General features: G+C 42.5%; 2 protein-coding genes and 1 pseudogene. All 3 read left to right on the top strand.

What is annotated here, in order from left to right:
- Positions 1-209 precede the first annotated feature (209 nt).
- The 3 genes and pseudogenes from F6K20_RS36490 (at position 210) to F6K20_RS36480 (ending at position 1,831) form a co-directional block, all read left to right on the top strand.
- The gene (locus F6K20_RS36490; protein ID WP_071986944.1) at positions 210-539 is read left to right on the top strand and encodes a hypothetical protein; all 330 of its coding nucleotides are present in this window, start codon (positions 210-212) and stop codon (positions 537-539) included.
- A 200-nt stretch (positions 540-739) separates the two neighbouring features.
- Complete coding sequence (locus tag F6K20_RS36485; RefSeq protein ID WP_008188398.1) at positions 740-1,066, top strand: ISAs1 family transposase; 327 nt, start codon at positions 740-742, stop codon at positions 1,064-1,066.
- A pseudogene (locus F6K20_RS36480) lies at positions 987-1,831 on the top strand (ISAs1 family transposase). The gene F6K20_RS36485 and the pseudogene F6K20_RS36480 overlap by 80 nt, the downstream one beginning before the upstream one ends.
- Positions 1,832-1,923 lie beyond the last annotated feature (92 nt).

The raw sequence follows: 1,923 nt of genomic DNA, 5'->3' as shown, positions 1-1,923 counted from the left end.
TGTCACTTTTGCCACTATTTCCATCCCAATCGAGTAGGACGGCAAATCATCCGGTTTTGGGAATCCCTATCATCACCAGTCCCTGAGCCATTAGCAATTAGTACTTAGGTAAGCATTCAGCTATCAGCCATCAGCTGATAGCTGATGGCTGAATACTTAAACTATCTGTAGCATCCATAAATTGAAATCCTATTAGTTAGTAGTTAACCATGTTCCAGATACTTATTTCTCAGGTTATTCAACATTTGGCAACGTTTCTGTGCTGCATAGCTGCTTGGACATTAATCGGAATAGCTTTATGGCGAATTCGGGCGACGTTTCGAGACGGTGTCGCTCATCTGAGACAATTGCATCAAATTCCCTGTAGTCGCTGCGCCTTTTTTACTGGAGATTATCGCCTCAAATGTACAGTACATCCCTCAAAGGCGCTAACAGAAGAAGCAATCAATTGTTATGACTATGAGGCAACTCTCAATCCTGCTAGAGTTAACTCACGACGGTGTAAGTGTAGTCATCAAGCTACGTCTAAAGTTGTGTGACGATAATGCGTTCGGCTCTGGCGCGCCAAAGGCGATTGGCCGTAGGCCACGCTACTTGAGGTGCAAGTTCGGTAAGCTATCAGCTATCAGTTATCACAGGATTTACGTCGTTAAGTTGATTTCGCCCCCCTAGCCCCAGGGCTGTTTCATTCCCTCATTAAGCCCATATACTAAGAGAATGTTGTAAGATAATCAAAACAATGAGCTCTTCTTTGATTGAAAGACTCGGTGAAGTAAGGGATTTTCGTACTACTGACGGCAGACGACATCCGTTGTGGGTGGTACTGCTAATAGTCATCATGGGAACAATGAGTGGATACTTGGGTTACCGTGCCCTGGGAGATTTTGCACAACGTCACCGAGAAGATTTAATCGAAGCCTTGAAAATACCAAAAGGGCGTGTGCCATCTTACTCCACCATACGTCGTGTCATGATGGGTATAGATTTTGATAACTTTGCCAAGGTCTTTCTTGCGTTGGGCATCAGAGTATATCCAAATCAGTCCTGGAGAATGGTTAAGCATTGATGGCAAAAGGATCAGAGGCACAGTGAGCAATAGCAACACCAAATATCAGAATTTTATTTGCGTGGTGTCGGTATTCACTCATGATCAGGGTTTAGTATTAACTCAAAATCAGTTCGAGAACAAACATGGCAGTGAAATCAGTACAGTTCAAGCTTTGATTAAGACACTTCACTTAGAACAAGCAGTATTGAGCTTGGATTCTCTACACTGCCAAAAAAAACCTGCGACTTAATTATCAACAGTGGGAATCATTATGCCATCGCGGTAAAAAATAATCAGCCCAAGCTCTATCAACAGATTCAAGTCAATACACAATCAGCAGTGCCCCTGACAACTCATACTAGCATCGAGAAAAAACATGGTCGCCTCACCAAAAGACGTATCAGTGTGTTTGATGATTTGACTGGTATCACTAACCAATGGATTGGCTTGAAAACCCTAATTAAGGTTGAAAGAACAGGACAGCGAGGTAGACAAGCATATGTAATGGTTGCTTACTACATCAGTAGTTTGGTCGCTGATGCTGAGATTTTCGCACAAGGCATTCGTGGACATTGGGGAATTGAAAATCGCTTGCATTGGTCAAAAGATGTGGTTTTTAAAGAAGACCGTTCCTCCATCAAAGCAGCCCACGCTCCTGCCAATATGTCCATTATTCGTAGCATTGTTATTAATCTACTACGTAGTAACGGTTTTTCATCTGTGACTATTGCTCAAAGATTAATTAGCAACAACATCCCCACACTTTTGGCACTTTTGCAATAATTTTGGGAATGAAACAGCCCTGGGAAGCTACGCGAACAGCTATCAGCTATCAGCCGTCAGGTTATTATTTTATTCAAAAGTACCTCAAGTAG

It is taken from the genome of Moorena sp. SIO2C4 (assembly GCF_010672485.1).
GTDB classification, from domain to species: Bacteria; Cyanobacteriota; Cyanobacteriia; order Cyanobacteriales; family Coleofasciculaceae; genus Moorena; species Moorena producens.
This window is presented reverse-complemented; position numbering and strand designations above follow the sequence as displayed.